The organism is Candidatus Accumulibacter vicinus, assembly GCF_000584955.1.
In the GTDB taxonomy this organism is placed as follows: domain Bacteria; phylum Pseudomonadota; class Gammaproteobacteria; order Burkholderiales; family Rhodocyclaceae; genus Accumulibacter; species Accumulibacter vicinus.
The window spans coordinates 26,306-28,151 of the sequence record NZ_JDSS02000008.1; the positions used below are offsets into that span (position 1 = coordinate 26,306).

Sequence of the window (1,846 nt, forward strand, 5' to 3'; positions counted from 1 at the left end):
GGTGATCGCCGCGGTATGGTCGCGAATGGGAATCCGGCTGGTGGTCGACAAGCAGACGGCGGCGCCGCGCGTGGACAACCTTTTGCCACACGACGTCGAACCGCTGGAATTCTTATGGTCGGACGACCGCGATCGGGCCTTCGCCGAAGTGCAGGCAATGGTCGATGCTGCCCGCTTGCGCGAGCTTGACAGCTATCACGGCAACGCGCATGAGCGTGGCCGGCGGTTTCGTCTCGAGCAGGTCAAGTCGCGCGGTATTCCAGCCCAGGAAGCATTGCAGATCGGCCTGCGGAGAGTCGAAGAGCACCTGGGTGTCCGGCCGATCTTCGGTGTGCAGCATGTCGACCCGCATCCGATGCACGATGCGAACCTGCGGCGGGAATTCGCCGTGGAACTTGGCGTGCACACTTTCCTTTTCGATGCCGCAGCGAAAGAGTCCCTGTCGGAGAGCGAAGCCGGGGCCTGGCAGAAGGCGAGGCTGCAGCCCGAGGTGCTGAACTGCATCGAGCTGCTGTTCGAGATGCTCTACCCGGAAGAGGTCAAATCGATGAAAGCTCTGCAGGACATGCATTTTCGCGTCGCGCTATCGTTTCCCGGCGAACATCGACCGTACGTCAAGGCGATCAGTGACGAACTCAAGAAGGGCCTGGGGCCGGAGGAGCTGTTCTACGACGACGATTTCAAGGCGTATCTGGCCAGGCCACGCGCGCACCTGCCCTTGATGAAGGTCTATGGCGATCAGTCGGATCTGGTCGTCGTTTTTCTCTGCGCGGAGTACCAGCAGAAGAAGTGGTGTGGCCTCGAGTGGAGCGTGGTGTACGACCTGATCATGCGGCGTCAGGAAGAGCGAATCATGCTCTTTCGTTTCGACGACACCCGGATTGACGGGCTGTTGTTGATGGACATCGCTATCGACTGCGGCACCGACAGGCTTCCCCCCGCCGAAGCGGCCGGGTTGATCCTCAAGCGCCTGCACGCAACACCGCCCAAGCCATAGCATCGACCCGCACCGGCCAGCAAGCCACAGACTCGCACAAAGGCACACACGATGAAACACGATATCCAGCAGCTCCTGCAAGACCTCGAGCACGACGCGATCGAATCGCTCGACAACGGCGCCTTTCACCAATGGTCGCAGAACGAGATCGACGCGCTGCATCTGGCGCTGGCGTGCGAACGCCCGCTGCTGGTGCGCGGCGAACCGGGCACCGGCAAGACGCAACTGGCGCGGGCCGCTGCGGTCGCGCTGCGCTGGCATCTGCACCCGGTCACCGTCAGCCCGCGCTTCGAGGCATCGGACCTTTTCCACGGCTTCGACGCGGTTCGCCGGCTCGCCGACGCGCAGGCCGCCGGGTTTGCCGGTGGCGGCATCCGGGACGATGCACACTACTGGCTGCCGGGACCGTTCTGGCGCGCTTTCGACTGGGCCGGCGCGCAGGCCTACGGGCCGTCGGCCGCCAGCCAGCAAGCAGAGGCGCAGCCCGCACCCGCCGGCCATGTCATCCTGATCGACGAAATCGACAAGGCCGACAGCGACCTGCCGAACAGCCTGCTCGAAGTCCTCGGCAGCCGCGAGTTTCCCAACCCGGTGACGCGCGCGGCGATCCGGCCGACGCACGGCCTGCCGTTGGTGGTGATCACCACCAACGAGGAGCGCGAACTGCCGGCGGCTTTCCTGCGCCGCTGCGTGGTGCTCACGCTCGAGCCCGAGCAACCCTACCCCCGCTTCCTCGTCAAGCGCGGGCGGGCGCATTTCGGCCCGCAAGCGAAACGGCCGGCGAACGATTGCCTCGACGACGAGATCCTGCAGACCGCCGCCGCGCAGCTCGCCGAAGACCGGCGGCAC

Annotated in this window: 2 protein-coding genes; both read left to right on the forward strand. The window is 65.0% G+C overall.

Going from position 1 to position 1,846, the window contains the following annotated elements; genetic code table 11:
* Positions 1 to 997: TIR domain-containing protein (locus tag CAPSK01_RS21560; RefSeq protein WP_273702954.1), on the forward strand; the 997-nt coding region annotated here is incomplete at its 5' end.
* Between the two features lie 51 nt (positions 998 to 1,048).
* Positions 1,049 to 1,846: MoxR family ATPase (locus CAPSK01_RS21565; protein WP_273702955.1), on the forward strand; the 798-nt coding region annotated here is incomplete at its 3' end.